The 24,025-nt window shown below is 72.0% G+C and carries 21 protein-coding genes; 3 read left to right on the top strand and 18 right to left on the bottom strand.

Features of this window, described 5'->3' with window-relative positions:
• Positions 1 to 185: 185 nt before the first annotated feature.
• Both AB0C38_RS07030 and AB0C38_RS07025 read right to left on the bottom strand, forming a co-directional pair.
• On the bottom strand, positions 186 to 1,145 hold the full coding sequence (locus tag AB0C38_RS07030; RefSeq protein WP_360667850.1) for a glycine betaine ABC transporter substrate-binding protein: 960 nt from the start codon (positions 1,143 to 1,145) through the stop codon (positions 186 to 188).
• Between the two features lie 28 nt (positions 1,146 to 1,173).
• A complete protein-coding gene (locus tag AB0C38_RS07025) occupies positions 1,174 to 3,669 on the bottom strand; it encodes an ABC transporter permease subunit (RefSeq protein WP_360667847.1) in 2,496 nt (831 codons plus the stop codon).
• Between the two features lie 69 nt (positions 3,670 to 3,738).
• On the opposite strand from AB0C38_RS07025, the gene AB0C38_RS07020 reads away from it, so the two are divergent.
• A complete protein-coding gene (locus AB0C38_RS07020) occupies positions 3,739 to 5,586 on the top strand; it encodes a cellulase family glycosylhydrolase (RefSeq protein WP_360667844.1) in 1,848 nt (615 codons plus the stop codon).
• 44 nt (positions 5,587 to 5,630) lie between these two features.
• Here the strand turns inward: AB0C38_RS07020 and AB0C38_RS07015 are convergent, their stop codons facing one another.
• The 3 genes from AB0C38_RS07015 to AB0C38_RS07005 are packed head-to-tail and all read right to left on the bottom strand — an operon-like array spanning position 5,631 to position 8,940.
• On the bottom strand, positions 5,631 to 6,386 hold the full coding sequence (locus AB0C38_RS07015; protein WP_360667841.1) for an SDR family oxidoreductase: 756 nt from the start codon (positions 6,384 to 6,386) through the stop codon (positions 5,631 to 5,633).
• Positions 6,387 to 6,397: 11 nt separating this feature from the next.
• The gene (locus AB0C38_RS07010) at positions 6,398 to 7,390 is read right to left on the bottom strand and encodes an LLM class flavin-dependent oxidoreductase (protein ID WP_360667838.1); all 993 of its coding nucleotides are present in this window, start codon (positions 7,388 to 7,390) and stop codon (positions 6,398 to 6,400) included.
• Entirely contained in the window at positions 7,387 to 8,940 is a 1,554-nt protein-coding gene (locus AB0C38_RS07005; protein WP_360667836.1) for a long-chain fatty acid--CoA ligase, read from the bottom strand. Before AB0C38_RS07005 ends, AB0C38_RS07010 begins: the two co-directional genes overlap by 4 nt.
• Before the next feature lie 116 nt (positions 8,941 to 9,056).
• Between AB0C38_RS07005 and AB0C38_RS07000 the strand changes: the two genes are divergently transcribed.
• Positions 9,057 to 9,674, top strand: a complete 618-nt coding sequence (locus AB0C38_RS07000; protein ID WP_360667833.1) for a TetR/AcrR family transcriptional regulator — start codon at positions 9,057 to 9,059, stop codon at positions 9,672 to 9,674.
• On the opposite strand, the gene AB0C38_RS06995 is transcribed toward AB0C38_RS07000, so the two are convergent.
• From AB0C38_RS06995 to AB0C38_RS06985, 3 genes are read right to left on the bottom strand one after another with little or no spacing between them, the layout of a single operon-like run.
• Positions 9,667 to 9,993 carry a DUF4387 domain-containing protein gene (locus AB0C38_RS06995; protein WP_360667830.1) on the bottom strand — a complete coding sequence of 109 codons (327 nt, stop codon included), beginning with the start codon at positions 9,991 to 9,993 and terminating at the stop codon, positions 9,667 to 9,669. The two genes, AB0C38_RS07000 and AB0C38_RS06995, sit on opposite strands and share 8 nt — an antisense overlap.
• Positions 9,986 to 11,350: an acyclic terpene utilization AtuA family protein gene (locus AB0C38_RS06990; protein ID WP_360667827.1), complete on the bottom strand. Its 1,365-nt coding sequence runs from the start codon at positions 11,348 to 11,350 to the stop codon at positions 9,986 to 9,988. The genes AB0C38_RS06995 and AB0C38_RS06990 overlap by 8 nt, the downstream gene beginning before the upstream one ends.
• Positions 11,351 to 11,369: 19 nt before the next feature.
• The gene (locus AB0C38_RS06985) at positions 11,370 to 12,629 is read right to left on the bottom strand and encodes an MFS transporter (protein WP_360667824.1); all 1,260 of its coding nucleotides are present in this window, start codon (positions 12,627 to 12,629) and stop codon (positions 11,370 to 11,372) included.
• A 117-nt stretch (positions 12,630 to 12,746) separates the two neighbouring features.
• Between AB0C38_RS06985 and AB0C38_RS06980 the strand changes: the two genes are divergently transcribed.
• Positions 12,747 to 13,448 (top strand): GntR family transcriptional regulator, encoded by a 702-nt coding sequence (locus AB0C38_RS06980; protein ID WP_360667821.1) that lies wholly within the window; start codon positions 12,747 to 12,749, stop codon positions 13,446 to 13,448.
• 2 nt (positions 13,449 to 13,450) lie between these two features.
• On the opposite strand, the gene AB0C38_RS06975 is transcribed toward AB0C38_RS06980, so the two are convergent.
• From AB0C38_RS06975 to AB0C38_RS06930, 10 genes are all read right to left on the bottom strand, one after another.
• On the bottom strand, positions 13,451 to 14,338 hold the full coding sequence (locus tag AB0C38_RS06975; protein WP_360667818.1) for a PfkB family carbohydrate kinase: 888 nt from the start codon (positions 14,336 to 14,338) through the stop codon (positions 13,451 to 13,453).
• Positions 14,335 to 15,807: a cytosine permease gene (locus AB0C38_RS06970; protein ID WP_360667815.1), complete on the bottom strand. Its 1,473-nt coding sequence runs from the start codon at positions 15,805 to 15,807 to the stop codon at positions 14,335 to 14,337. The genes AB0C38_RS06975 and AB0C38_RS06970 overlap by 4 nt, the downstream gene beginning before the upstream one ends.
• Positions 15,776 to 16,810 carry an ADP-ribosylglycohydrolase family protein gene (locus AB0C38_RS06965; RefSeq protein WP_360667812.1) on the bottom strand — a complete coding sequence of 345 codons (1,035 nt, stop codon included), beginning with the start codon at positions 16,808 to 16,810 and terminating at the stop codon, positions 15,776 to 15,778. The genes AB0C38_RS06970 and AB0C38_RS06965 overlap by 32 nt, the downstream gene beginning before the upstream one ends.
• A 50-nt stretch (positions 16,811 to 16,860) precedes the next feature.
• Positions 16,861 to 17,415 (bottom strand): DM13 domain-containing protein, encoded by a 555-nt coding sequence (locus tag AB0C38_RS06960; RefSeq protein WP_360667810.1) that lies wholly within the window; start codon positions 17,413 to 17,415, stop codon positions 16,861 to 16,863.
• Positions 17,412 to 17,996 carry a hypothetical protein gene (locus AB0C38_RS06955; protein ID WP_360667807.1) on the bottom strand — a complete coding sequence of 195 codons (585 nt, stop codon included), beginning with the start codon at positions 17,994 to 17,996 and terminating at the stop codon, positions 17,412 to 17,414. Before AB0C38_RS06955 ends, AB0C38_RS06960 begins: the two co-directional genes overlap by 4 nt.
• Before the next feature lie 92 nt (positions 17,997 to 18,088).
• The gene (locus tag AB0C38_RS06950; RefSeq protein WP_360667804.1) at positions 18,089 to 19,204 is read right to left on the bottom strand and encodes a GntG family PLP-dependent aldolase; all 1,116 of its coding nucleotides are present in this window, start codon (positions 19,202 to 19,204) and stop codon (positions 18,089 to 18,091) included.
• A 17-nt stretch (positions 19,205 to 19,221) separates the two neighbouring features.
• A complete protein-coding gene (locus AB0C38_RS06945; RefSeq protein WP_360667802.1) occupies positions 19,222 to 20,697 on the bottom strand; it encodes an argininosuccinate lyase in 1,476 nt (491 codons plus the stop codon).
• A gap of 157 nt (positions 20,698 to 20,854) precedes the next feature.
• Positions 20,855 to 22,093 carry an ATP-grasp domain-containing protein gene (locus AB0C38_RS06940; RefSeq protein WP_360667799.1) on the bottom strand — a complete coding sequence of 413 codons (1,239 nt, stop codon included), beginning with the start codon at positions 22,091 to 22,093 and terminating at the stop codon, positions 20,855 to 20,857.
• A complete protein-coding gene (locus tag AB0C38_RS06935; protein WP_360667796.1) occupies positions 22,051 to 23,085 on the bottom strand; it encodes a pyridoxal-phosphate dependent enzyme in 1,035 nt (344 codons plus the stop codon). Before AB0C38_RS06935 ends, AB0C38_RS06940 begins: the two co-directional genes overlap by 43 nt.
• Positions 23,086 to 23,090: 5 nt before the next feature.
• Positions 23,091 to 24,014 carry a kinase gene (locus AB0C38_RS06930; RefSeq protein WP_360667794.1) on the bottom strand — a complete coding sequence of 308 codons (924 nt, stop codon included), beginning with the start codon at positions 24,012 to 24,014 and terminating at the stop codon, positions 23,091 to 23,093.
• Positions 24,015 to 24,025: the final 11 nt, after the last annotated feature.

The raw sequence follows: 24,025 nt of genomic DNA, 5'->3' as shown, positions 1-24,025 counted from the left end.
TCCTTCGCGAGGTATGGGGGCTTTGCCGGAGCATGACAGATTCGGTGGCGTTGCCGTGGCATTTCGGCGGAATGCGAGGTCCCGGCAGCGCCGCCGAGATGCCGCGAATGACTCATTCGGGGCGTCGGAGGTCCCAATGAGTCATTCGCGACCTCGCCGAGCCCGCCGCCCGACCCCGGCCCGAGTCAGCTGATGAAGCCCGCCGACTTGAGCCAGTCGTGGGCCACCGTCGCCGGCTTCTGGCCGTCCACGCTCACCTTCTTGTTCAGCTCCGTGAGCGTCGCCGTGTCGAGCTTCGCCGCGATCGGGGTGAACAGCTGCTCCAGCTGCGGGTACTTCGCGGCGACGCCGGATGCGATCGCGATCGCCGGGTTGTACGTCGGGAAGAAGTGTTTGTCGTCCTCCAGGACCACCAGCTTCTGGCCCGCCACGCGCCCGTCGGTGGAGGCGACCGAGCCGAAGCCGCACGGGTCCCCCTTGCCGATGCTGGGGTACACCACGGCGTCGTTGAGCAGGTGCACCTGCGGATCGGGCAGGCTGAACCCGTAGGTCTTGGCCAAGCCGGGGAAGCCGTCGTCGCGGCTCTTGAACTCCGGGCCCATGCAGGTGGACGCCGCGGCCGGGTCCTTGTTCACGAGGGCCGCGTAGTCCGACACCGTCTTCACGCCGGTCTTGGCCACCGTCTCCGGGTTGCCCGCGATGGCGTACGTGTCGTTGGCCGGCGAGCGGGCCCACCAGGTGACCTTGTTCGCGGCGTCGGCCTGCTTGACCGCGTCGTACTGCGCCTGCGGGTCGGTGATCGGCTTGGTCTGCTTGAGGTAGCTGATCCAGGCGGTGCCGGTGTACTCCCAGTACAGGTCGACCGCGCCGCTGGTGAGCGCCTGGCGGACGTTGCTCGAGCCGGTGATGTTGGTCTTGTCCTGCGGGCTCGCTCCGGCCGCCTGCAGCGCGACGAGCGCGACCTGGCCGAGCAGCAGCTGCTCGTCGAACTCCTTGGAGCTGACGCGGATCTGCGCGCCGCTCAGTGCGTCGATCTTCTTGATGGATCCCTCGCCCACCTGGGCACCGGTCTGGTCCTTGCCGATCGTGCACCCCGCGGCGAGCACCGCGACGAGCGCGAGCACGGCGGCAGTCGTACGTCGCATGGTTCGTCCTCCTGGGATCGTGGGTCGGTTACGTTCCGCGCGGGTGCAGGACCTCCTCCGCGACCAGCCCCAGCCAGTCGGCGAACAGCGCCAGCGCGGCGACGACGATGCCGAAGGTCAGGCTCAGGATCGGGCGGTACAGCCCGATCCCGGCGACGAGCCCGCCGCCGAGACCGCCGCCGTCGATGAACGTCGCCAGCGTCGCGCTCGCGACGGTGAGCACCAGCGCCGTCCGGATCCCGGCGAGGATCACCGGGACGGCCAGCGGCAGCTCGATCCGCCAGAGGATCGCCGTCTTCGTCATGCCCATGCCGCGCGCGGCGTCGACGAGCGTCGGGTCGACGCCGTCGAGCCCGACCATCGTGTTGCGCAGCACCGGCAGGGTCGCGTAGACGACCAGCGCCGTCACCGCCGTCGCGGTGCCCGTGCCGGTCCAGAGCGCGAGCAGCACGACGAGCCCGATCGACGGGATCGCCTGGCCGAGGTTGCCCAGTCCCAGCCCGATCGGCCGCACCCACCGGGCGCCGGGGCGGGTCAGCAGGATGCCCAGCGGGAGGGCGATGGCGATGGTGCACACCGTCGAGATCAGCGTGAGCCGCAGGTGCGCGCCCAGCTCGGTGAAGATCTCGCCGGCGTTGAGGTACCGCTGCTCGATCGAGTCGATCGGCTGCGCGCGTACGAGCAGGAAGAGCACCAGCAGGGTGAGGGCGATGAGCACCGGCCGGACCAGCAGCCCGAGCCGGCGCCGTCGGGGCCGCGACGGCGCGACGCTGTCCGGCGGTTCCCCGGCGTCCGCGACGACGGGCGGGGGCGTCTCGGCGGTGGGTCGCAGCGCCGCGACCAACCCGGGCACATCGCACACGCCCAGCGCGCGCCCTGCGTCGTCCTCGACCACGAGCTCGGTGCGACCGGTGCGCACCATCGTGTCCAGCGCGTCCCGCAGGGTGGCCCCGCGCGGGATCGGCGGCAGTCCGTCCGAACCGGTCACCGGCCGCAGCTCCAGCGCCGACACGGGGATCAGCGCCAGCCGCTTCAGGTTCCGCTTCGAGCCGACGAAGGACGCGACGTAGTCGTCGGCCGGCGCGGCGAGGATCGCCTGGGGCGTGTCGTACTGCGCGATCTCCGAACGCGGGCGCAGCACGGCGATCCGGTCGCCGAGCTTGAGCGCCTCGTCGAAGTCGTGCGTGACGAACACGATCGTCTTGCGCACTTCCCGTTGCAGGCGCAGGAACTCGTCCTGCAGCCGGGCGCGGGTGATCGGGTCGGTGGAGCCGAACGGCTCGTCCATCAGCATGACCGGCGGGTCCGCGGCCATCGCCCGCGCGACGCCGACGCGCTGCTGCTGGCCGCCGGAAAGCTCACGCGGGTACCGGAGACCGTGCTCGCGGGTGAGGCCGACGACGTCGAGCAGCTCCCGGACCCGGGCGGCGACGCGGCGCCGGGTCCAGCCGAGCACCCGCGGCACCACGCCGATGTTGGCGTCCACGCGCAGGTGCGGGAACAGCCCGACCTGCTGGATGACGTACCCGGTGTGGCGCCGGTGCTCGTCGACGTCGAGCGCCGTCACGTCGGTGCCGCCGATCGTGACGGCACCCGACGTGGGCTCGACCAGCCGGTTGATCATCCGCATGGTCGTCGTCTTGCCGCACCCCGACGGCCCGGTCAGCACGACGATCTCGCCCGCGGGGATCCGCATCGTGAGGCGGTCGACCGCGGGCCGCACCTGCCCGGGGTAGTGCTTGCTGATCTCCTGGAGCTCGATCGTCTCGCCGCCGGTGCCGGCCGCCTCCCCCGGTGCCGCGGGAGCTTCGTCCCGGCGAGCGCGGCGCCGCCGGGTGGTGAGCCTGCCGAGCACCACGAAGGCCAGGTCGAACAGCAGCGCCAGCACGACGATGCCGAGCGTGCCGGTCAGCACCTGGTTCAGCGAGTTGACCGCGCCGAACCGGCCGAGCCCGTCGAAGATCTCGTTGCCGAGCCCGGGCCCCTTGACGTACGCGCCGATGGCGGCGATCCCGATCGTGATCTGCGTCGAGACGCGGATCCCCGACAGGATCACCGGCCAGGCCAAGGGCACCCGCACGCGCCAGAGCACCCGCGCGCGGCCGAGACCCATGCCGCGGGCCGCATCCACGACGGCCGGGTCGACCCCGCGCAGGCCGACGATCGTGTTGCGCGTGATCGGCAGCAGCGCGTAGAGCACGAGTGCGAACAGGACGTTCGTCAGCCCGAGTCCAAACGGGCCGATCAGGATGCCGAGCAGCGCGATCGACGGGATGGTCAAGAACGCGGCGGTCGTCGTGGTCGCCAGCTCGCCGAGCCAGCGGCGCCGGTAGGTGAGCAGGCCGATCGCCATGCCGATCAGCACCGCCAGGGCCACCGCCGCGAGGGTGAGGTCCACGTGGAGGATCGCGTCGTTCACGACGTCGATCCAGTTTTCGCGGAGGTACTCCCACAGGCTCAGGTCCGTGCTCCTCGGCGTCGCGGGGCGGAAAGTCACCCCCAGCCCAACACGTCCGGAGGTCATCTGTCCACCCGTCCGGTCCGACCCGCGTGGCCGTATACAACGGTTCGTCCGGTTGGTTAACCTCCGCCCGTGAGATTCCTGGGTGTCGTGCTCACCGTGCTCTCAGCCGTCGGTTTCGTGGTCGTTCCCGCCCCACCGGCCTCGGCCGCGACCGATCCACCGGCCTTCGCGGGACCGCTCAGCACCCGCGGCCGCTACATCGTCGACGCGAACGGCGACCGCTTCAAGCTGAAGGCCGCCAACTGGCACGGCGCGAGCGGCACGTGGACCGGGTCGGGCGACGTGAACGACCCCGCGAACCACCACGCCGGCGAGATCGCCTACCAGACCCCGCTCGGCCTGGACCGCGCTTCGATCGACACCGTCATCGACGGGCTCGCCCAACTGGGTCTCAACAGCGTGCGGCTGCAGTTCTCGAACGCGATGATCCACGACACGCGGCCCGTGCCGGACCTGCCGGCCAACCCGGGCCTGCACGGCCTGACCCCGCTGCAGGTGTACGACCGCGTCGTCGAGCGGCTCACCGCGCGCGGGTTCGCCGTGATCCTCAACAACCACACGACGACGTCGCGCTGGTGCTGCGGGCTCGACGGCAACGAACGCTGGAACACCGCGCAGACCGAGCAGCAGTGGCAGGACGACTGGCTGTTCATGGCCCGCCGCTACGCCGCGAACAAGCGGGTCGTCGGCGCCGACCTGTACAACGAGGTCCGCCGCAACACCCTCGACGACCCGAACTGGGGCTGGGGCAACGACAAGGACTGGCAGCGAGCGAGCCAGCAGGTCGGCGACCGCATCCTCACCGAAGCCAACCGCGACCTGCTGATCATCGTCGAGGGCATCAACTGGACCGGGCTGCCCATCGACGGCTTCGCCCACGGACGGCCCACCTTGGAACCCGCCCGGACGCTGTCGCACACGCTCGTCGACTCCGGGAAGCTGGTCTACTCCGCGCACTTCTACGGCTACACCGGCCCGAACCACTCCGGCGCGACCGGCATCGGCGAGACCCACGACCCGCGCTACCGCGATCTCTCGCCCCAGGAACTGCGCGACACCCTGTACCGGCAGGCGTTCTTCGTCGAGCAGGACACCGGCAAGCACTACACCGCGCCACTGTGGATCAGCGAGTTCGGCGAGGGCCGCGGCACCACCGACGCCGCTTCCCGCGCCTGGTTCGAGAACTTCGTGGACTACTTGGCCCAGACCGACACCGACTTCGCCTACTGGCCCGCGGTGGGCTTCCAGACGAACGGCTCCGGGGACGGGTGGTCACTGCTCGCCTGGGACGCAGCCGGCCACCGCATCGACGTCCTCGACGGCACCGACTGGCGTGGCCCGGCCTGGCAGCGGCTGGTGAACGCGCCCGCGCGGACCGGGCAGGTCGCACCGGCCGAGCACTGGTCGATGCTCGACCTGGACTACGCCGACTTCCAGGAGTCGCGCACGGTCCGCGGGCAGCCGGACTGGGACCCGGGCGCGCGCAAGGGCGCCTGTCCCGACGGCCAGCGCCTCAGCGGTCTCGCGCACACCGGTGGACGCGGGCTCTGCACCGGCACGCTGCCGACACCGGTCTCCTCCACGGTGGTCCGCGACGAGTCCTATGTGGACACAGACTGGGCGTCCGGCTACACGAAGGCGCAGTGTCCGCCCGACCACGCCGTGGTCGGCTACAGCGTCAAGGGCGCGGCGGTGTCCGCGGTGCTGTGCGGCCGCTCCCCCACCCCGCTCGGCAAGACTGGCCGCACGGTCTGGTTCGACCGCGGCGACAACCGTCCTTCCGGCGACCTGGGAGGAGACTTCGCTTCGGGCAGCTACAAGGGACAGTGCGCACCGGGCGAGTACGTCGCCGGCGTCGCGTACACCGGCCGCGTCGGCTCGAACCGCACGCCCGACGCGCTGCTCTGCCGCTCGTGACCGCGGCCGGTGGGTCGCGCGGACCCACCGACCGTCACGTCATGTCACACGAGTGACGCGGTCAGGCCGCCGTCGAGGACGTAGTGGCTGCCGGTGATCCACGTCGCCCGGTCGGACGCCAGGAACGCCGCCACTTCCGCGATGTCCTGCGGGGTGCCGAGCCGGCCCTGCTTCGCCGCGACGAGGTCGCCGAACGGGACCTGGGTCGCCGCCTCGAAGTCGGGGACCAGGCGCTCGACCATGGCCGTGTCCGCGAAGCCCGGGCAGACCGCGTTGACGCGGATGCCGGCCGGGCGCATCTCCACCGCGGCGACCCGGGTCAGCTGGATGACCGCCGCCTTCGTCGCGCAGTAGGAGCCGAGCAGCGGGCTGCCGCCGACACCGGCGATCGAGGAGATGTTGACGATGTTCCCCTTCGACTCCACCAGGTGCGGGGTCGCCGCCTTCATCGCCACGAACGTGCCGCGCACGTTCACCGCGAAGATCTTGTCGAAGCTCTCGGTGGACTGCTGCAGCAGCGGCGACGAGACCTCGATCCCGGCGTTGTTGACCAGGACGTCGAGGCCGCCGAGCAAGTCGACCGCCTGCTGGATGGCCGACTGGACCTGGGCTTCATCCGTGACGTCGCAGTTGGCGACGCCGGCGGCGCCGATCTCCTCGGCCGCCTGCTTGGCCGCGTCGGCGTTCAGGTCGCTGATCACGACCCGGGCGCCGAGTTCGGTGAACAGCGCCGCGATCGCCTTGCCGATGCCGGCGCCCGACCCGGTGACGAAGACGCGCTTTCCCTCGAGTTCGGACATGCTGGTTCCTCTCACATCGCTTCGATCTTGGGCAGGATTTCTTCCTTCAGGCGCTTCATGTCGTCAAGCGTCTTCGCCACCGGCACGTCCTGGAACGGCGGCCACAGGAAGGGCATCGTCAGCCCGGCTTCCTTGTACCGCTTGAGCTGGTCGGTGATCTGCGCCGCCGACCCGACGAGCAGGTTGGTGCCCTTGCCCCGGGGGGTCTGGTCCATGTCCTGGTCGGTGAGGACGAACCAGATCATGCTGGAGATCTCGAGGTCGTCCACCGACCGCTGGGTGTCGAGCTCGTCGAGCTCGCGCTGGATCTCGGTGCGCCACCGCCGGATGTCCTCGGGCGAGTCCTGGATCCCGATCCAGCCCGACAGGTTGTACTTGGCGATGCGGCTGGCCGAGCGCTTCGGGTCCTTGAGACCGCTGAAGAAGATCGGCGGGTGCGGCTTCTGCACCGGCTTCGCCCCGAACCCGGCCGGCTCGAAGTCGGCGAACTCGCCGTGGTACTCGAAGACCTCGTTGGTCCAGATGCCCTGCATGATCTCCAGGGTTTCACGCACGTGCTTGTGCCGCTTGGGAAAGATGTGCGCGGCGCTGGCGGCGGCGAACTCTTCCGGCATCCAGCCGGAGCCGACGGCGACGTTGAGCCTGCCGCCCGAGAGGTGGTCGATGGTGGCCAGCTCCGCGGCGAGCACGCCGGGGGAACGGTACGGCGTGTCGATGATGCTCATGCCGATCCGGACCTTCGAGGTCTTCGCGGCGAGCCACGGGAGCAGCGGCATGCCCTGGAGGAACTCGCCCCGCGAGCTCACCGGGAGCTGCTTGCCCATTTCGTCGAGCATCCCGAAGGGGTACTGCATCTCCCCTCGGTCCGAGGCCTCCGGCACGATGATCCGGTCGAGCGTCCAGACGGAGTCGAAGTCGAGGTCTTCGGCGAGCGCGGTGAGGTCTTCGAGCTCCCGGACGGTCACCTTGTCCCGGAAGTTCGGCAGGTAGAGCGCGAGTTTCATGGTCGGACAGCCTCCTTGCTGCGTTCGGTGAAGGTGGAGCGGATGTCGGCTTTGAGCACCTTGCCGACGGTGGAGCGCGGCAGCTCCGGCCAGATCTCGATCTGCTTCGGCGCCTTGACGCTGCCGATGCGGTCCTTGACGAACGTGATCAGCTCGCCCGTGTCCAGCTCCCGGCCGGGCTGCAGCTGGACGACGGCGGTGACGCGTTCGCCCCACTTGTCGTCCGGCAGCCCGATGACGGCGCAGTCGCGGACGGCGTCGTGGGCCATCACCGCCTGTTCGACCTCGGCGGAGTAGACGTTGAAGCCGCCGGTGATGACCATGTCCTTGGCGCGGTCGACGATGTGGAGGAAGCCCTCGTCGTCGAGGAAGCCGATGTCGCCGGTGTGGTGCCAGCCGTGGGCGGACGCTTCCGCCGTGGCGTCGGGGTTGCGGTAGTAGCCGGCCATCACCAGCGAGCCGCGGACGCAGATCTCCCCGCGCTCCCCCTTCGGGACCGGCCGCCCGTCTTCGTCGAGGATCGCCACCGTGACCAGCGGCGAGGGCCGGCCCGCCGACGACAGCCGTCCCGTGTGGACGGTGCCGTCGGGTCGGCGGTGGTCCGCGGGCGACATCGTCGAGATCATCATCGGGGCTTCGGACTGGCCGAACAGCTGCGCCATCGGGCCGAGGCGATCGAGGGCCTCGGCGAGCCTGGTCGTCGACATCGGGGCCGCGCCGTACCAGAAGCACTGCAGCGACGAGAGATCCGTGCGATCGAGTGCGTCGTGGCCGAGCACCATGTAGATCAGCGTCGGCGGCAGGAACGTGTGGGTGACCCGGTGGCGCTCGATCAGCTCCAGGAACCGGCCGACGTCGGGCTTGGCCATGATCACCACTTCCCCGCCGCGGGCGAGGATCGGGAAGCACAGGACACCGGCCGCGTGGGTCAGCGGGGCCAGGGCCAGGTAGACCGGGCGCCCGTCGAAGGGGTAGCTCATCAGCGTGATCGCCGACATCGCCTCGAGGTTGCGGCCGGTGAGCATGACGCCCTTGGGACGTCCGGTCGTACCGCCGGTCCCCACGAGGGCGACGACGTCGTCGGGTTGCGCCGCCTCGGCGGCGGGGTCGTCGCGGGCGGCGTCGAGCCAGTCCTGGAAGCCCGGCGCGAAGTCGTCGCCGTCCCCGAGGCGGACGAGCGTGGTCAGCTTGGGGAGCTTCGGGGCGATCTCGCGGACGAGGTCCTCGAAGCCGGGCTGGAAGATCAGGGTGGCGCAGTCGAACAGGTCGAGGAGCTCGGCGTTCTCGCCGGCCGCGTTGCGCGGGTTGATCGGGCACCACACGGCACCCGCGCGGGAGATGCCGAAGACGCAGGTGAAGGCGGTCGGGTCGTTGGCCGAGAGGATGCCGACCTTGTCCCCGGGCCGCACGCCGGAGTGCCGCAGCGCGCGGGCGACGGCCCCGGCGAGCTCGACCACTCGGCCGTAGGAAACCGAGTTCCCGTCGAGGGTCAGGCAGGGCGCGTCCGGGTCCAGGGAGGCGCCTTTTTCCAGGTAGAAGTACAGAGACATCGTCGTCCCTCCCGAGCTCCGTCGGTCGCTGGACACGACCTTGGCCGCCGTTTGGACGAATGTCAAGATTTTCTTGGACGATTGGTCAGAGAACCGCTCGATGGTATCTTCGGCCGGTGACCAGCCCAGCCGCTGTCAAGCGCCGGACCCGCGTCGACAAGTTCGAGGACCGTCGCCGCGAACTCGCCGACGCCGCTCTGCTGGCGTTGGCCGACCTCGGTTACGCCCGCACGAGCCTGCGCACGATCGCCGAGCACACCCAGTTCTCGCACGGGTTGCTGCACTACTACTTCGCCGACAAGGTCGAGCTGATCACGTACTGCGTGCGGCGGTACAAGGAAGCGTGCGTGAAGCGCTACGAGGGCGGAGTGGGCGGGGCGGACACCCCGTCCGCGCTGGCCGAAGCGTGCGCGGACGGGCTGGCGGCGGCGCTCGAAGAGGCGCCGCTCATGCACCGGCTCTGGTACGACCTGCGCTCGCAGTCCCTGTTCGAGGCGGCCTTCCGCGACGACGTCGCCGAGATCGACGACAGCCTGCAGGACATGATCTGGCGGAACGTCCGGGCCTATGCCGATCTGACGGGGGCCGATCCGACCTGCGCGCCGTCGGAGGCGTACGCCCTCTTCGACGGTCTGTTCCAGCAAGCGTTGCAGCGGCACATCATCGGCGCCGAGAACGCGCTCGACGACCTGCGCAGCGGCGTGCGCAAGCTGTTCCCCCGCCTCGTCAGCTGACGGCCGGCGGGATCACCATCCGCGCCAGCGGCACGTGGTGCTGCCCCGCGTGCATGTCGCGGTCCCGCAGCGATCCCTGGCTCACCGGGCGCGGGAACGAAATCTTGACGACGTTCAGCGAGGGGATCCGGAAGATCTGGATCGTCTCTTCGTCGACACGGTAGAGCGACGCCACCACGCGCTCGTTCAGGAACGACTCGTCCGCCGCGATCCGGTAGCCGTCCGCGTCGCGCAGGAACAGCTCCATCGTCACCCAGAACGGGCCGGCGTTCTTGGACCGGACCTCGTGGGCCAGCTCCGCCAAAGTGGTGTCAGGCAAGGGTCTTCTCCCCGAACTCGATCCGGAACAGGTCCAGCGGCGCGCAGTCGACGACGTGGTTCAGCACGAACTCGTACGCCGCGCCGCGTTCGACCTCCGCCGGCGACGACGGGAACGCGAAGCTCGGCAGGTAGTCCATCGCCGGGGTGGGCAGGTGCAGCATCAGCGGGTTGGCGACCTTCGCCACCGCTGTGGCCGTCGCCTGGTCGGGGGCGTTGACCAGCAGCATCACACCCACCTCGCGCGGCGGCCCGCTCTCGGGTTCCAGCTCGCCCAGCACCGCGTTGTGGCCGTACAGCCGCAGGTCGAACGCGTACTCGTCGTCGGTCAGGCCCAGCGTCTGGCCGACGCGCTGGGTGATCACCGCACGCATCAGCGACGCCCACTCGTCGATGTCGGCGAGGACCAGCGGGTCGCGGATCGCCGAGAACGACATCGTTTCGTACCCGGTGATCCGCGCGCCTTCGAGCTTGATCGTGTGCTGGGCGGCGACGTGGAACTTCGAGCCGGTGACCCGGACGATCCGGTCGTCGACGGCGGTGTACTCGGCGTCGCGGACGTCGAGGGTGCCGTCGGGTTCGCGCATCTCGAACGGGTTCGCCGTCTCGTAAAGCATGTGGGCCGCCACCAGGATCGGCGTGCACGCCGCGCCGGGGTCGAGCGGCTCGATGGTGAAGCCGTCGGCGTCGATGGTGGCCAGGACGCCGCCCGCGCGCGGGTTGTCGGTGCACTGGCCGCCGCACTCGACGATCTTGGCGGCGTGCCACGTCGGCCCGGCCGGCATGCCCTTCATGAGCGGGTAAGCGGCCGCCACCGCCGTGTCGGTCGCGCGGCCGGCCAGCACCACCTGCGCACCCGCGCGCAGCGCCTCGACGATCGGTTCGTGCCCCATCGCGCCGACGATGTGGGTGCAGCTCTCCAGGGTCTCGGCGGCCAGCTCTCCCAGCGGGGGCAACGGGTGCACCCGGCCGGCACCGAGGTGTTCCTTCAGCTCGGCGGCATCCTGCTCGCTGTAGATCTTCGCGACCTTCAGGTCCAGGCCCTCCTCCGCGAGCACCTCGGCGGCGATCCCGGCGACCCAGTCGACGCCGGTGTCGGTCCCGCTCGTCCCGCAGGAGCCCACGACCACCGGGATCCCGGCGCCGGCCGCGGCCGTGAACAGGCTGCGCAGATCGCGCGCCACGGCCTTGGCGGTCGTCTTGGCCGTCGCGGCCCCGAGGTAGTGGGGGCCGGAGTCCGTGGACCCGCCGTCGATGCTGATGACGTCGGCGCCCAGGGCGATGCCGCGCTCGACGGTCGCGTGGTCCCAGCCCGCACCGAGCATGCCGCTCGGCGCCAGTACTCGCACCTTGTCCATGTCCCTCATTTCTCTCCGTTCACCACGAATCAGGGCTGCGCCGCTGAAGCACGGCGACGCGGGCCACCAGGAGCACCGCGATCGCCGTGACGAGTCCGACGTCGAGGAGCATGAACGGCCAGCCGGTCACGTCGACCATGCCGCCGACCAGTGCCGGGCCGACGAACCCGCCCGCCGACCAGCCGACCGTGTAGAGGCCGGTGTACGTGCCGAGCACGCGGGCCGAGGGCGCGAGGTTCCACAGGACCACGGCCATGTTGACCATGAACGCCGACGCTCCCGCGGCCGCCACGCACATCGCCACCACCGTGCCGGTGGGCGTCCGCACGATCGTCCCGAGCACCATCGCCGCGGCGAACACGGTCATCCCGGTCAGGATCACCCGCAGCCGGCCGAAGCGTTCGGCGAGCAGCGCCACCGGGTAGGCGGCCGCGATGAACGCGACGCCGCTGGGCAAGGTGAGACCGCCGGCGTCGCCGCGGGACAGGCCCAGTGCCTCCATGCCGTAGTTGGTGACGAGCGACCGCGACGCGAACCACGCGCCGCCGAAGGCGAAGACGGCCAGGATGACCAGCAGCCGGCTGCGGTCGGCGTCCCGGACGATGTCGAGCAGGACGTCCCGCATCCGCACGCGGGGTCCGGCGTCCACTTCGGCGCGATCCTCTTCGAGCGCGGCCTGGTAGGCCGGGGACTTGCTGTCGCGCACCCGCCAGGCGAGCACGCCCACGGACACCAGCATCAGGACCGCCGGGATCGCGAAGGACAGCTTCGGGAATTCGTCGATCAGGAAGATGCTGATCAGCGCCGCGACGATCACCGTGATACTGGAGGCGATCTTGACCGCCGCGTTGGCCCGGCTGCGGCGCTCGGGGCCGATGAAGTCCGGGAGCAGCGACTCGGCGATCGGCTTGAACGAGTTCGCGACGAGCGCGTAGCTGAACATCACGAGGATGAGCAGCGGCAGCGAGACCGCGGCGTGCGGGATGAGGACGAACAGCAGCGCCGCCACCGGCATGCCGACGACGAGGTAGGGGATGCGCCGGCCCCAGGACGTGCGGGTGCCGTCCGACCGGTTGCCCATCCACGGCTGGATGAAGATGCCGAGCAGGTTGTCCATCCCCATCAGCGCGCCGATGAGCGCGGCGCTGGCGACGTGCTCGCGCAGCAGCGGCGGGACCTGCGAGTCGTAGAGGTTCCACGTCGACTCCTGCGCGAAGACCGCCAGCGCCACGAAGAACGTGATGCGTCCCGTGCGGACGCGCGGGGTGGTCGACGTCATCGTCGGCACCGTCCCTCCCCCACCGCCCTGGTGGTAACGGCCACCGTACTTTTGCTATAGCAAGATGGTCAATAGTTGCAAACAAGATTTGCCATGGCCAGTAGGCTTGGGCTCGTGATGGGTGAGGCACTGCAGACCGACACGCTGGCCGACCGCGTGTACCGCGCGATCCGCGACGCGATCACCACCGGTGAGCTGCGCCCGGGTCAGAAGGTCACCGAACGCGGCTTCGCCGAGCAGCTGTCGGTCAGCCCGACGCCGGTGCGCGAGGCCATCCGGCGCCTCGAACAGGACGGCCTGCTCGAACGGTCCGGCCCGCGGACGGTCAAGGTGGCGATGTTCGGCGGCGTCGCGATCCAGGACCTCGCCGAGGTCGAGGTGGGCCTGCGCGGCATGGTGGCCCGCTTCGCCGCCCGGCACGCGACGCCCGAGCAGCTGGACGGTCTCGACGAGGTCCTCGACGAGGCCGACGACCTGCTCATCCTCATCAAGCAGCGGCACGAGTCCGGGCAGGACGTGGCCAAGCACGTCGGCCGGCTCTTCGACGCGATGCAGCGCTTCAACGGTCTCGTCGAGTCGTGCGCGGGCAACCCGGTGCTCGTCCGGCTGCTCGACCAGACCCGGGTGTTCTCCTACCCGGAACGGCGTTCACGGGTGATCGAACGCGTGAGCGTGGACGAAAGGTTCGGCCTGGACCGCTACGCGACCCACCGCGCGCTCGTGCACGCGCTGCGGGCGGGCGACTCGGCGAAGGCCGAGGCGCTCGTGCTCGAAGACGCCCGGGGCGGGCTGGGCGACCTGCTCGCCGGCGGCTCCTGAAGCTACCGGCGAGCGGCCAAGAGCTCGTCGACCTCCGTGCGGGACGGGCTCGTCGCCGGGCCGTACCGCCCGACCGCGATCGCGGCGGCCGCGTTCGCGCGTTCGGCCGCGACGAGGAGCGGCTCCCCGCGCAGCAGTTCCGCCGCCAGCACGCCGGCGTGGGCGTCCCCCGCGCCGTTGGTGTCCACCGGGTCGACGGGGAATCCGGGGACGCGCACGGTCACCCCGTTCTCCACGACGTCGCAGCCCTCCGCGCCGACGCGCGTGACCCGCACGGGCACGGCCCCGATGCCGTCCACAGTGGACATCGCTTCGGCTTCCGCAGCGTTGCACGAAAGGATGTCGACCCGCGGCAGCACTGCCCGCCAGACATCGGGGGCGACGTCGGCCGCGAGCGGGCCGGGGTCCAGCAGCACCCGGTGCTCCCCCCTCGACGGCAGCCAGTCGAGTAACGCGTCGCGGTTCGACTCCCGCAGGAGGCTGTACCCGGTGACGTACACCAGGTCCCCGGCGCGCGGCCGCACCCGGTGCAGGTGCTCCGCGGTGAGGGTCCCCTCGGCGCCGGTCTCGGTGATGAACGTCCGCTCGCCGCCCGCGTCGACCAGGACGACGCACACCCCGGTGTCCGAGGCGACCGGGAGCTGGACCAGCTCGACACCTTCGGCGGCCAGGGCTTCCCGGACCAGGTCGCCGAACCGCCCGGTGCCGTGCTCCCCCGCGTAGACGACCTCCGCCCCGGCGCGGGCCGCGGCGGCCATCACGTTGAACCCGCCGCCCGCGGTGAAGCGGACGTCGGTGGCGAGCACGTCACCACCCGCGGGCGGCAGCGCCTCGACCCGCATCACGAGGTCCACGATGGCCTGTCCGGTGTGGACGAGCCGGCCGGTCATCGCCGGATCCTCGCACCGCCGAGCGCGGCGTACAACCCGGCGCCCACGACGAAGGTGACGACCCAGCCGAGCCCGTTGGCGCCGAGCCACGTGCCGGACAGGGGCCCGGTGAACCAGGCGTCGTCCCCGGTACCGGCCGTCGTGAACAGGTAGCCCGCGACGATCGCGGCGGCCCAGGCCAGCAGGGCGCGCGGCTCGCAGCCGGCGCGGTACCAGTACCCGCTCGTGCGGTGCATGTCCATCAGCGCCGCCGGGTCGTAGTCCCGCCGGCGCACCATGTCGACGACGAACACCCCGACCCACGCCGTGATCGGCACCGCCAGCAGGCTGATGAACGCGATGAACGGGCCGTAGAAGCCGTCCGCCACGAGCATGAAATACAGCGAGCCGAGGAACGTCACCACGATGTCGACGACCACGGCGTACACCCGCTTGATCCGGATGCCCAGGGTCAGCGTGGTGAGGCCGGCGGAGTACACGGACAGGTGGTTCGAGAGCAGCAGCCCGCCGAACGCGGCGATCAGGTACGGCACGGCCATCCAGCTCGGCAGCAGCTCGCGGATGGCGGCGACCGGGTCACCCGCCGAGGCGAGCGAGGGATCGTCGGCCGAGACCAGGCTGCCGAGCGAGATGAGCAGCACCAGCGGGATCCCCGCACCCGCCGCGGCCGAGGCGACGAGCGAGCCCGCCCGCACGGTCGGCGACTGGTAGCGCGACATGTCCGCGGACGCGTTGGCCCAGCCGATTCCCGTCCCGGCGGCGATGGTGCCGACGCCGGCGATCATCGCGCCGACCGGCGCCGGCGACGCGGCGAACACCTGGCCCCAGTGGATCCGGGTGATCAGGCTGACCGCGACGACCACGTTCAGCGCGCCGAAGATCCACGTCGACCAGCGCTGCACCACCACCAGCACCGCGTGGCCGAGCCCGGAGACCGTCACCGTGAGCAGGACGAACAGCAGCACGCCGGCGATCGTCAGCACCGGTGAGGCTTTCGCGTCCGCGTTCGCGCCGAACAGGATCGCGCAGAGGGAGAGGAACGCGAACGCGGCGGTCGTCGTGTTCACCGTCTCCCAGCCGAGCCGGGACACCAGCGACACCACGGTCGGCCCGATGTTGCCCCGGACGCCGAACACCGCGCGCGAGAGCGTGAGGCCGGGCGCACCACCGCGCCGCCCGGCGATGGAGACGACGCCGACGACCGCGAACGACCCGGCGGCGCCGAGCACCGCGACGAGGGCCGCCTGCCAGAACGCCAGGTGCTGCACCGCGACGAGGGTCGCGCCGAGCGGCAGCCCGAGGATGCTGATGTTCGCGGCGAACCACACCCAGAACAGCTGCATCGGGTGCCCGTGGCGCTCGGCGGCGGGCACGGGCTCGATCCCGCGGGTCTCCAGCGCTCCCGACCGCTCCGGGCCGGCCACCGTGTCCGCGGCGCTAGCGCTGGGGACCTGACCTGATTCGACCATCGTTACCTCGCACCTGAAGGAGGCCGTCCACGATGACGGCCAGCTCGAGCCGGTTGACCGCGCGCACCTTATCGACCAGGTGGGCGGGCAGTCCGGAGATCCCGTGGTGTGCGCCGAGGATCGCCCCGCACACGGCTGCCACGGTGTCGGTGTCGCCGCCGATCCCGGCGGCGAGGGTCAGGGCCGCCGCCGGGTCGTCGCCGAGCGTTTCGGCCAGCGCGAACGCGGCGACCACGGACTCCTGCGCGGCGACCGACGTCCCGATGACCCCGGTGAGCGCGTCGGCCAGGCCGGCGCGGCCCAGGCCCCGCACCCAGCCGCGCGCCCAGGCGATGCGGGCGGCGATGTCCCCGCCCGCGACCCAGTGCCCGCGCAGCGCGCCTTCCGCGGCGGCCTGTTCGGCTTCGTCCAGGGAAGTCTTGAGGTCGGCGCCGTCCACACCGGACGAAACGGCGGCGGCGACCGCGGCGGCCGCGGCGATGCCCAGGCCGGTGTTGTGGGTGACGCGGCTCGCCTCGACGACGGCGTCGAGGAACCCGTCACCCAGCGGCGTCGCGATGCCGACCGGGGTGATCCGCATGGCGGCACCGTTGGTGGCGCCGTCGCGACCGGCCTCGTCGGCGTCGACGCCCGCGTCGAGCCGGTCGAGGGCGCGGCGGGTCGAGGGGCCCAGCAGGTCGAGCGAGCCGCGGCGGATCATGTCCGCCTCCCACTCCCGCAGGGCGGCGGCGAAGGCGTGGGCGTCGATCCGGCCGCCGCCGTCGATCACCAGCCGGGCCACGAGCACGGCCTGTTCGGTGTCATCGGTGATCGACCCGGCCGCCATCCCGGGCGCGATCGGCTGCTCCGCGACGGCGTCGACGAAGCCGCTGATCGTCCCGTAGGCCTGCTCGATGGCGGCGCGCGACATCGACTGCGTGGGCATGCCGAGCGCGTCACCGACCGCGAGACCGTAGAAGGCGCCAAGCGCGCGGTCCCGCGTCAGAGACGTTCGGGTGAACATGTACAAACATGTACAGCTGCGGTGCGGGACGTGTCAAGCCCGGGCCATTGTCAGGCGCGCTCGCCGGACAGCTCGGCCGCGCCGAAGGAGACGTCGAAGCGGTCGCACCAGATGCTCAGGCTCGTGTACCCGGCCAGGTCGGTGCCCGCGGGCAGCGGGTAGTTCTGGTTCCCTTTGTTGCCTTTGAGCTTGCCGAGGTCGAGGTACCTGCCGTCGTCGAACAGGCCCCAGCCGTCCTGGCCGGGCTTCACCGGCGCGTCGGTGAGCCAGACGTGCACGTCCGGGCCGCTGCTGGTCGTCAGGTTCTCCAGGCGCAGCACGAGCGAGCCGTCGGTGGCGCGCAGGATCCGGACGGTGCCGGCGGTCCGGTGCTCGTGGCTGATCAGCGTCCCGGTCGCGACCTCGACGGGCGCAACCGGCCGAGGCGACGGCACCGACGAAGGCTGGGACACCGGCACGGCGACCGGCAAGGACTCCTCGACCGTCTCGTCCACCCAGAGCCGCCACGGCTGGAACCAGTACAGGCCCGCCGCGACCGCGACCAGGCCCACGACCAGGACGCCGACGAACCAAGGCCGGGTGAACAGACGCCGTGCGCGACTCATCGCGTCATCTCCTTCTCCGCACTTCGCTCGCCGGCGAGGTACACCCACGGCATCCCCGCGGCGACGCCGAGCATCGTGAGCACGCCCCGGGGCCAGAAGATGTGACTGTCCAGAAAGGACACGCTGGCGAGCAGCAGGACCACGCCGCCCGGCACCGCCCACCACCCCGCGCGCAGAACCGCCGCCACGACGATCAGGACACTGGCCGCGAGGAAGCAGGCCGCACCGATGAGACCCACCTGGTCGCCGGCCATGAACACCGCGCCGACGACCGGGGTGGCGCCGTGCTGGGCGTGGACCACCGTGCCCCCGGCGATCCCCGCCACGGCGTCGAGACCGCCGTAGAAGGCCGCGTACCCGAACGCCGCCAGCCGGCCGGGCCACTTGAGCCACCGAGGCGCCGGCGTCAGCAGGGACCACTGCGCCACGCCGAGCAACGGGAAGACCGGCAGCAGGATGATGTGCAGCGTCGTCCACCAGGGCGCCGTCGCCGCGTCGAGCTGCGCGGGGTGCACCGCGCCGAACCCGGCCAGCAGCAGCCCCGGGACGGCGACGAGGAACCCACGCGATGACCTGGACACCGGGCGACCGTAGCCCGGGTCGCCCGCGGAACCGGTCATTCACGGCATTAGGAAACCCTTACGGGCCGGGGCCCGCGCCCCGGCCCGGAGGTTCACCGCACCAGGGCGTCGTGGCCCAGGAGGTCGCCGAAGACCGAGACCGCGCGGTCCACCGCGTCGTCGTCGACGCCCGCGTGGGTCACCGCGCGGATGCGGTCGGTGCCGAGTTCTTCGACCCGGATCCCCCGCCGGCGGGCCGCCTCGATCAGCGTCCGGGTCGTGTAGCGGTCGTCGCGGACCTTGAAGAACACCATGTTGGTCAACGGCGGGCCGGGGTCCAGCCGGACGCCGGGGATGCGGGACAGGCCGCGGGCCAGGCGCGCCGCGCGGGCGTGGTCGTCGGCCAGGCGCTCGGTCATGTCCGTCAGCGCCACGATGCCGCAGGCCGCGATCATCCCGGCCTGGCGCATGCCGCCGCCGAGCATCTTGCGCATCCGCCGCGCCGCCGCGATCGTCACGCGGTCGCCGACCAGCACCGAGCCGATCGGCGCGCACAGTCCCTTCGACAGGCAGATCTGCACCGTGTCCGCGTGCTTGGCGACCTCGGCCGCGCTGACGCCGAGCGCCACCGCCGCGTTGAACAGCCGGGCGCCGTCGAGGTGCAGGGCGACGCCGTGCGAACGGATCAGCCGGGACACCTCGCTGAGGTAGTCCAGCTGCAGGGGCAGCCCGCCGCACCGGTTCTGCGGCGTCTCCAGGCTCAGCACCGCGGGCGGCGCGATCTGCGGGTCGCTGCGGTCCACCGCGCACGCCTCGGCGATCGCCGCCGGGTCGATCGTGCCGTCGGGCAGGTTCGGCAGCGGGTCGTAGACGATGCCGCCGCACAGCGACGCGCCGCCCGCTTCGTAGACGTACACGTCGGACTCGTGCCCGACGATCGCCTTGCCCCCACGGGGACAGTGCGCCAGCAGCGCGGTCAGGTTCGCCATGGTGCCGCTCGGCATCAGGCAGCCGGCCTGCTTGCCGAGCAGCTCGGCGGCGAGCTGCTCGAGGCGGTCCACGGTGGGGTCCTCGCCGTAGACGTCGTCGCCGAGCGGGGCGCGCGCGGCCGCCTCCAGCATCGTCGGGGTGGGCAGGGTGAAGGTGTCGCTGCGGAGTTCGACGTGCGTGCCCTGCGCGGGCGCGGCGTCCGGGCGGACGGTGGCGAGGTCGTCGGCGAAAGTGGTCACAACAGGCTCCTGAAAGGTCAGTGGGTGAGGTTTCGGACGGCGTCGTCGAGGCCGATTTCGGCCTGGCTCCAGCGCCAGCGGCGTTCCTCGGCGGCGGCGCGGATCCCGGCGAACGCCGTCTCGGCTTCGGTGACGGCGGCGAGCACGGACTCCCGCGCCGGGCCGCCGCCGTGGGCCGCGTGCTGGGCGACCTCGGCGGGGTCGAGCGCGGCGAGGACGTGCGCCGGCTGCCCGGCCAGCCGGACGCGGGCGACGTCGTGCAGCGGCACCCCGGCGGCGAGGGCCTCCTTGGCGATGGCGCCGACTTCGTGGTGGGCCTGCCGGAACGGGACACCGGCGTCGACGAGCCGTTCGGCGAGGTGGGTGGCCGCGGTCTGGCCGTCGACGGCGCGTTCGTACATCCGCTCCGGCACCGGCTCGGCGCCCTCGACGACGAGCCGCAGCAGGACGACGGCGTCGGTCGCGGCTTCGAGGGCCGACCACGCCGGGGCGACGGCTTCGGTGCCGACGGCGATGGCGTTGGTGAAGCGCGCCGTCGCCATCGCGCTCGCCGACGCGGTGAACGCGCCGAGCGGGGCCAGCGCCCGGCCCTGGACGTGTTCCAGCAGGAACGGGTTGCGCTTCTGCGGCATCATCGAGCTGGACCCGACGACGTCGTCGGCCAGCCGCAGCAGCCCGGCCTCGGCGCTGGTCCACGCCTGCAGGTCGTGCGAGACGCGGCAGAGCAGGACACCGAGGACGGTGGCCGCGGAAAGCTGGCGCAGCACCAGGTCCCGCGACGCGACGGCGTGCAGCGAGTTCGGGATCGGGGTGGCGAAGCCGAGCAGCGCGGTGGTGCGGTGCGGGTCGACCGGCAGCGAGGTGCCACCGACCGCGCCCGCGCCGAGCGGGTTCTGGTCGATCTCCGCGCCGGCCTGCCAGACGCCTTCGACGTCGCGGACGAGCGCGCTCGCCACGCCGGCGAGGTAGTGGCCGTAGGTGATCGGGACGGCGGGCTGGTGGTGGGTGTAGGCGGGCATGGTGACGCCGGCCCAGCGCCGCGCCCGGTCGAGCAGGGCGCGGCCGAGGGCGTCGGACTCGGCGAGCAGGCGTTCGTGCGGTTCGCGCAGCCGCAGCCGGACGACGGTGGCGTTGAGGTCGTTGCGCGAGCGTCCACTGTGGAGGATGCCGCCGACCTCGGCGCCGAGGGTGTCGATGAGGTGGGACTCGTAGGCGAGGTAACGGCCGCGGGGTGCGGGGACGTCGTGCAGCGGCGCGAAGCCTTGCTTCCGCAGGCTTTCGATGCCGTGGAGGAGTTCGCCGGCCCGGGCCCGGTCGACGATGCCGCGTTCGGCGAGCATGACGACGTGGGCCCGGTCGACCTGGCTGATGAGGCCGAGCTCGGCGGCGACCGGGTCGGGGGCGGGGGCGGTGTCGCGGTCGAAGAGGATCTCCCGGGCCGCGGCGGAGATGGGGCTGGTGAGCCGGCCGGTCCCGCCTGGGGCGATGGTCATCGAGGTGCTCCTTCCGGGGTGTCCGGGTGGGGTACTGGGGTGGGCGGTCTGCGCCACGGTGGTGATCAGGAACCGCAGGCTCATCGAGTCCTCCGCTCGGAGTGGCCGGGTGTCATGAACGACTCGTTCAGGGCCTCCGACGACATGAACGACTCGTTCATGACGTCGCCGGCCGGGGTGCGGGAACCAGGGCGGCCCGGAGCCGGTCCAGTCCGGCGGCCGCCGCCGCGCGGGCGCCGCGGGGACGGTCGGCCACGGCCAGGACGTGCCCGGCCCGGTCGCGGTAGTCGCGGGCCGGGCGGACCACCGTGCCGTCGGGCCGGTACAGCCGGGCTTCGGCCACCCCCGGCACCGTCGATGCCTTCGCCACCGCGTCGCCGGCGGCCACCGCCGAGGAGGAGGTGGCCGTCAAGAACCGCAGCGACGCGCACGCCCGCCGGGAAGCCCGCAGGTCCGGCGGCAGCCCGAGGACCGCCGCCACCTGCGCCGCCACCAGGTCGACGCCGGTCGCCGCGCGGACCAGCTCCGGGATCATGCCGCCCGCCGGGCGCGGGTTGACCTCCATCAGCCACGGCCCGGACGGGGTCAGGCGGATCTCGACGTGGGCCGCGCCGAAGCCGAGGCCCAGCGCGGTCACCGCCGCCCGGGCCGTGTCGATCAAGGCCGTCTCGTCCCCGGGGGGCAGCGAAGCCGGGACGTCGTGGCCCACCTCGACGAAGAACGGCGCCGGCCCGAGGTGCTTGCGGACGACCGCGACGACGACGTCGCCGAACAGCTCCACCGAGTACTCCGGCCCGCTCGCGTACGGCTCCACCAGCACCTGCGCCGGCACCGGCAGCCCGCGTTCGTTGTGCGTCACCGAAAGCAGCGCCGCGGCCTGGGCGGCCACCGCGTCGGACGTCTCGCAGCGCAGCACGCCGACGCTCCCCGACCCCTCGGCCGGCTTGAGCACGACCGGGAACTCGGTGGCCGCCTCGACCGCGGAAGCCACCGAAGTCGCCACCGTGCACGGCGCCCCGAGGACGGCCCGCTGGTGCGCCTTGTTGCGGCAGTCGGTCACGGCGTCCGGGTCCGGCCCGGGCAGGCCCAGTTTCGCCGCGATCCGGGCCGCCACCGGGATGAAGTACTCCGAGCTGCTCGTCACCCCGGCGGGCTCACCGATGTCCGCGGCCAGCACCGCGCACACGTCCGCCGTGTCGCACTGGACCACGCGGACGCCGTCCTCGGCCGCGTACGGGTACCGCGAAGGGTCGGCCGCGGCCAGCACCGGCTCGAACCCGAGCGAACGGGCCTGCCGCGCGAACAGCCGCCCGGTGCCGGTGGTGTTGCTCTCGACGAGCAGCAGCGTGCGCATCACGACGCGGCGTCCAGCGAACGCCGCCCCCAGTTCAGCCACGTCCACGAACCACCGGGCTCGGCGGGCGCGACGACCTCGTACGGCTCGGCCGCGCCCGGGTGCGCCAGCCCCTGCGCGCTCAGCCACTCGTCGGAGTACACCGTGTCCTGGTAGCGGTACCCCTCGTCCGGCAGCAGCGCGACGACCGTGGCGTCCGGGTTCCGGCGCGAGAACCAGTCGGCCACCTTGAACGACGCGCCACTGGTCGGGCCCATGAACAGGCAGTGCCGCGCGTACAGGTCCCGCGTCGCGGCGAAGGCCTCGGCCGCGCCGATCCAGTGCACCTGGTCGTAGCTCGCATGGTCGACGTTGGCCGGCACCAAGCTGTTGCCGAGCCCGCGCAGCACCCGCGGCCCGTCCTCCTGGCCGAAGATGGCGCTGCGCTGGGTGTCGACGCCGATGAGCGTCAGGTCCGGCACGAGCATCCGCAGGAACGAGCTCGTGCCCGACGTCGAGCCGCCGGAGCCGACCGCGCCGACGAGGCAGTCGGGGACGCCGATCGTCTCGGCGAGCTGCTCGGCCACCAGCGCGTACGACCGCGGGTTGTCGGGATTGCTGTACTGGCCCGGCACCCAGTGGTTCGGGTACTCCGCGCGAAGCTCCTCCAGCCGGTCGAGCCGCGCCCGCTGGTACCCGCCGACCGGGCTGGGCTTCGGGCAGATCTCGACGCGCGCGCCGAGGTGTTCGAGGCGGCGCTTCAGCGGCGCGTCGATCGCCGGGTCGCCGACGATCGTGAGCGGGTAGCCGCGCAGCCGGCAGACCATGGCGAGGCCGAGGCCGAAGGTGCCCGACGACGTCTCGAGCACGGTCGTGCCCGGGCCGACATCGCCGCGTTCTTCGGCGCGGTCGAGCATGAACCGGGCGGGCAGCAACTTCATCAGGCCGAACGCGGCGACGTGGAAGTTGGGCCGGATCCGGATGATCCGGGGCAGCTCGGTCGCCTCCACAACGGACCGGCTGACAGCGTGGCTGACGGGGGCGGCAAGGGTCATCGGACTCACCTCTCGGTTTCGAACTGCCAGGTTTCGGTCACGTCGAGCCGGTTCGCGGCGAACTCCAGCCGCGCCGGGGTTTCGGCGTCGGCCGCGTCGAAGATCAGGCCGGCGACGTCGCCGCTGTGCGCGACCTGCACGCCGGCGGCCCCGGCGGCGCGGGCGACGGCGAGGATGTCGTCCAGCCCGGGGACGGGCAGGTGACGCTGGTTGAGCAGGGTGCTGGCGGTGGCGACGCGGCCGAGCAGGCCCGCGTCACCGTCGCGCACGGCCCGGCGCAGCAGGCCGCGCAACGGCCGGAACGCCTCGATCTCCCACGACGTGTAGCGCGCGGGCGGGAGCTCCAGAGTGTCGACGCCGCGGCCGCCCGGGCTGGTGCCGAACCCCAGCACGGCCAGCGGCATCAGCTCGCCCAGGTCCTCGATGGGCTCGCCTTCGCGGTGGGCGAAGACGACCGCCCGGCCGCCGTACATCAGCGAGTCGGACGCGGTCTCGGCTTCGACGGCCAGCGCGCCGACCTCGGCGGGCGAGAGCCGCCGGCCGGTCGCCGCGAGGACCGCGCCGATCGCCGACGTCACGTCCGCGGTCGAGGAGCCGAAGCCGCGGCAGAGCGGGATGTCGCTGGTGATGTCGAGCAGGCCACCGGGGATCGGGTGGCCGAGCCGCGCCAGGGTCAGGTCGGCGGCGCGACGCGCTTTGCTGCGCCACGCGGGCCGGACGGTGGTGCCGGTGGCATCGGTGGGCAGGAACGTGGCGCGGGTGCTGTAGAGCGGGCACGGCAGCGTCACCAGGCCGCGGCGGAGCCGGCCGCCCGTGACGAACACCCCTTGCAGGATCTCACCGTGGTGGGCGTCGACCCGGAAGCTGCCCGCCCGCGGGTCGGTGACGGTGGCGGGGGCCGGTGCGGTGACCGCGAGGTCTTCGGTCATGGCGTTCTCCT

Origin of the sequence: Amycolatopsis sp. NPDC048633 (assembly GCF_040650695.1) — a bacterium.
Taxonomy (GTDB): domain Bacteria; phylum Actinomycetota; class Actinomycetes; order Mycobacteriales; family Pseudonocardiaceae; genus Amycolatopsis.
Note: the sequence above shows the minus strand (reverse complement) of the source record. Positions and strands in the feature narration are given on the sequence as shown.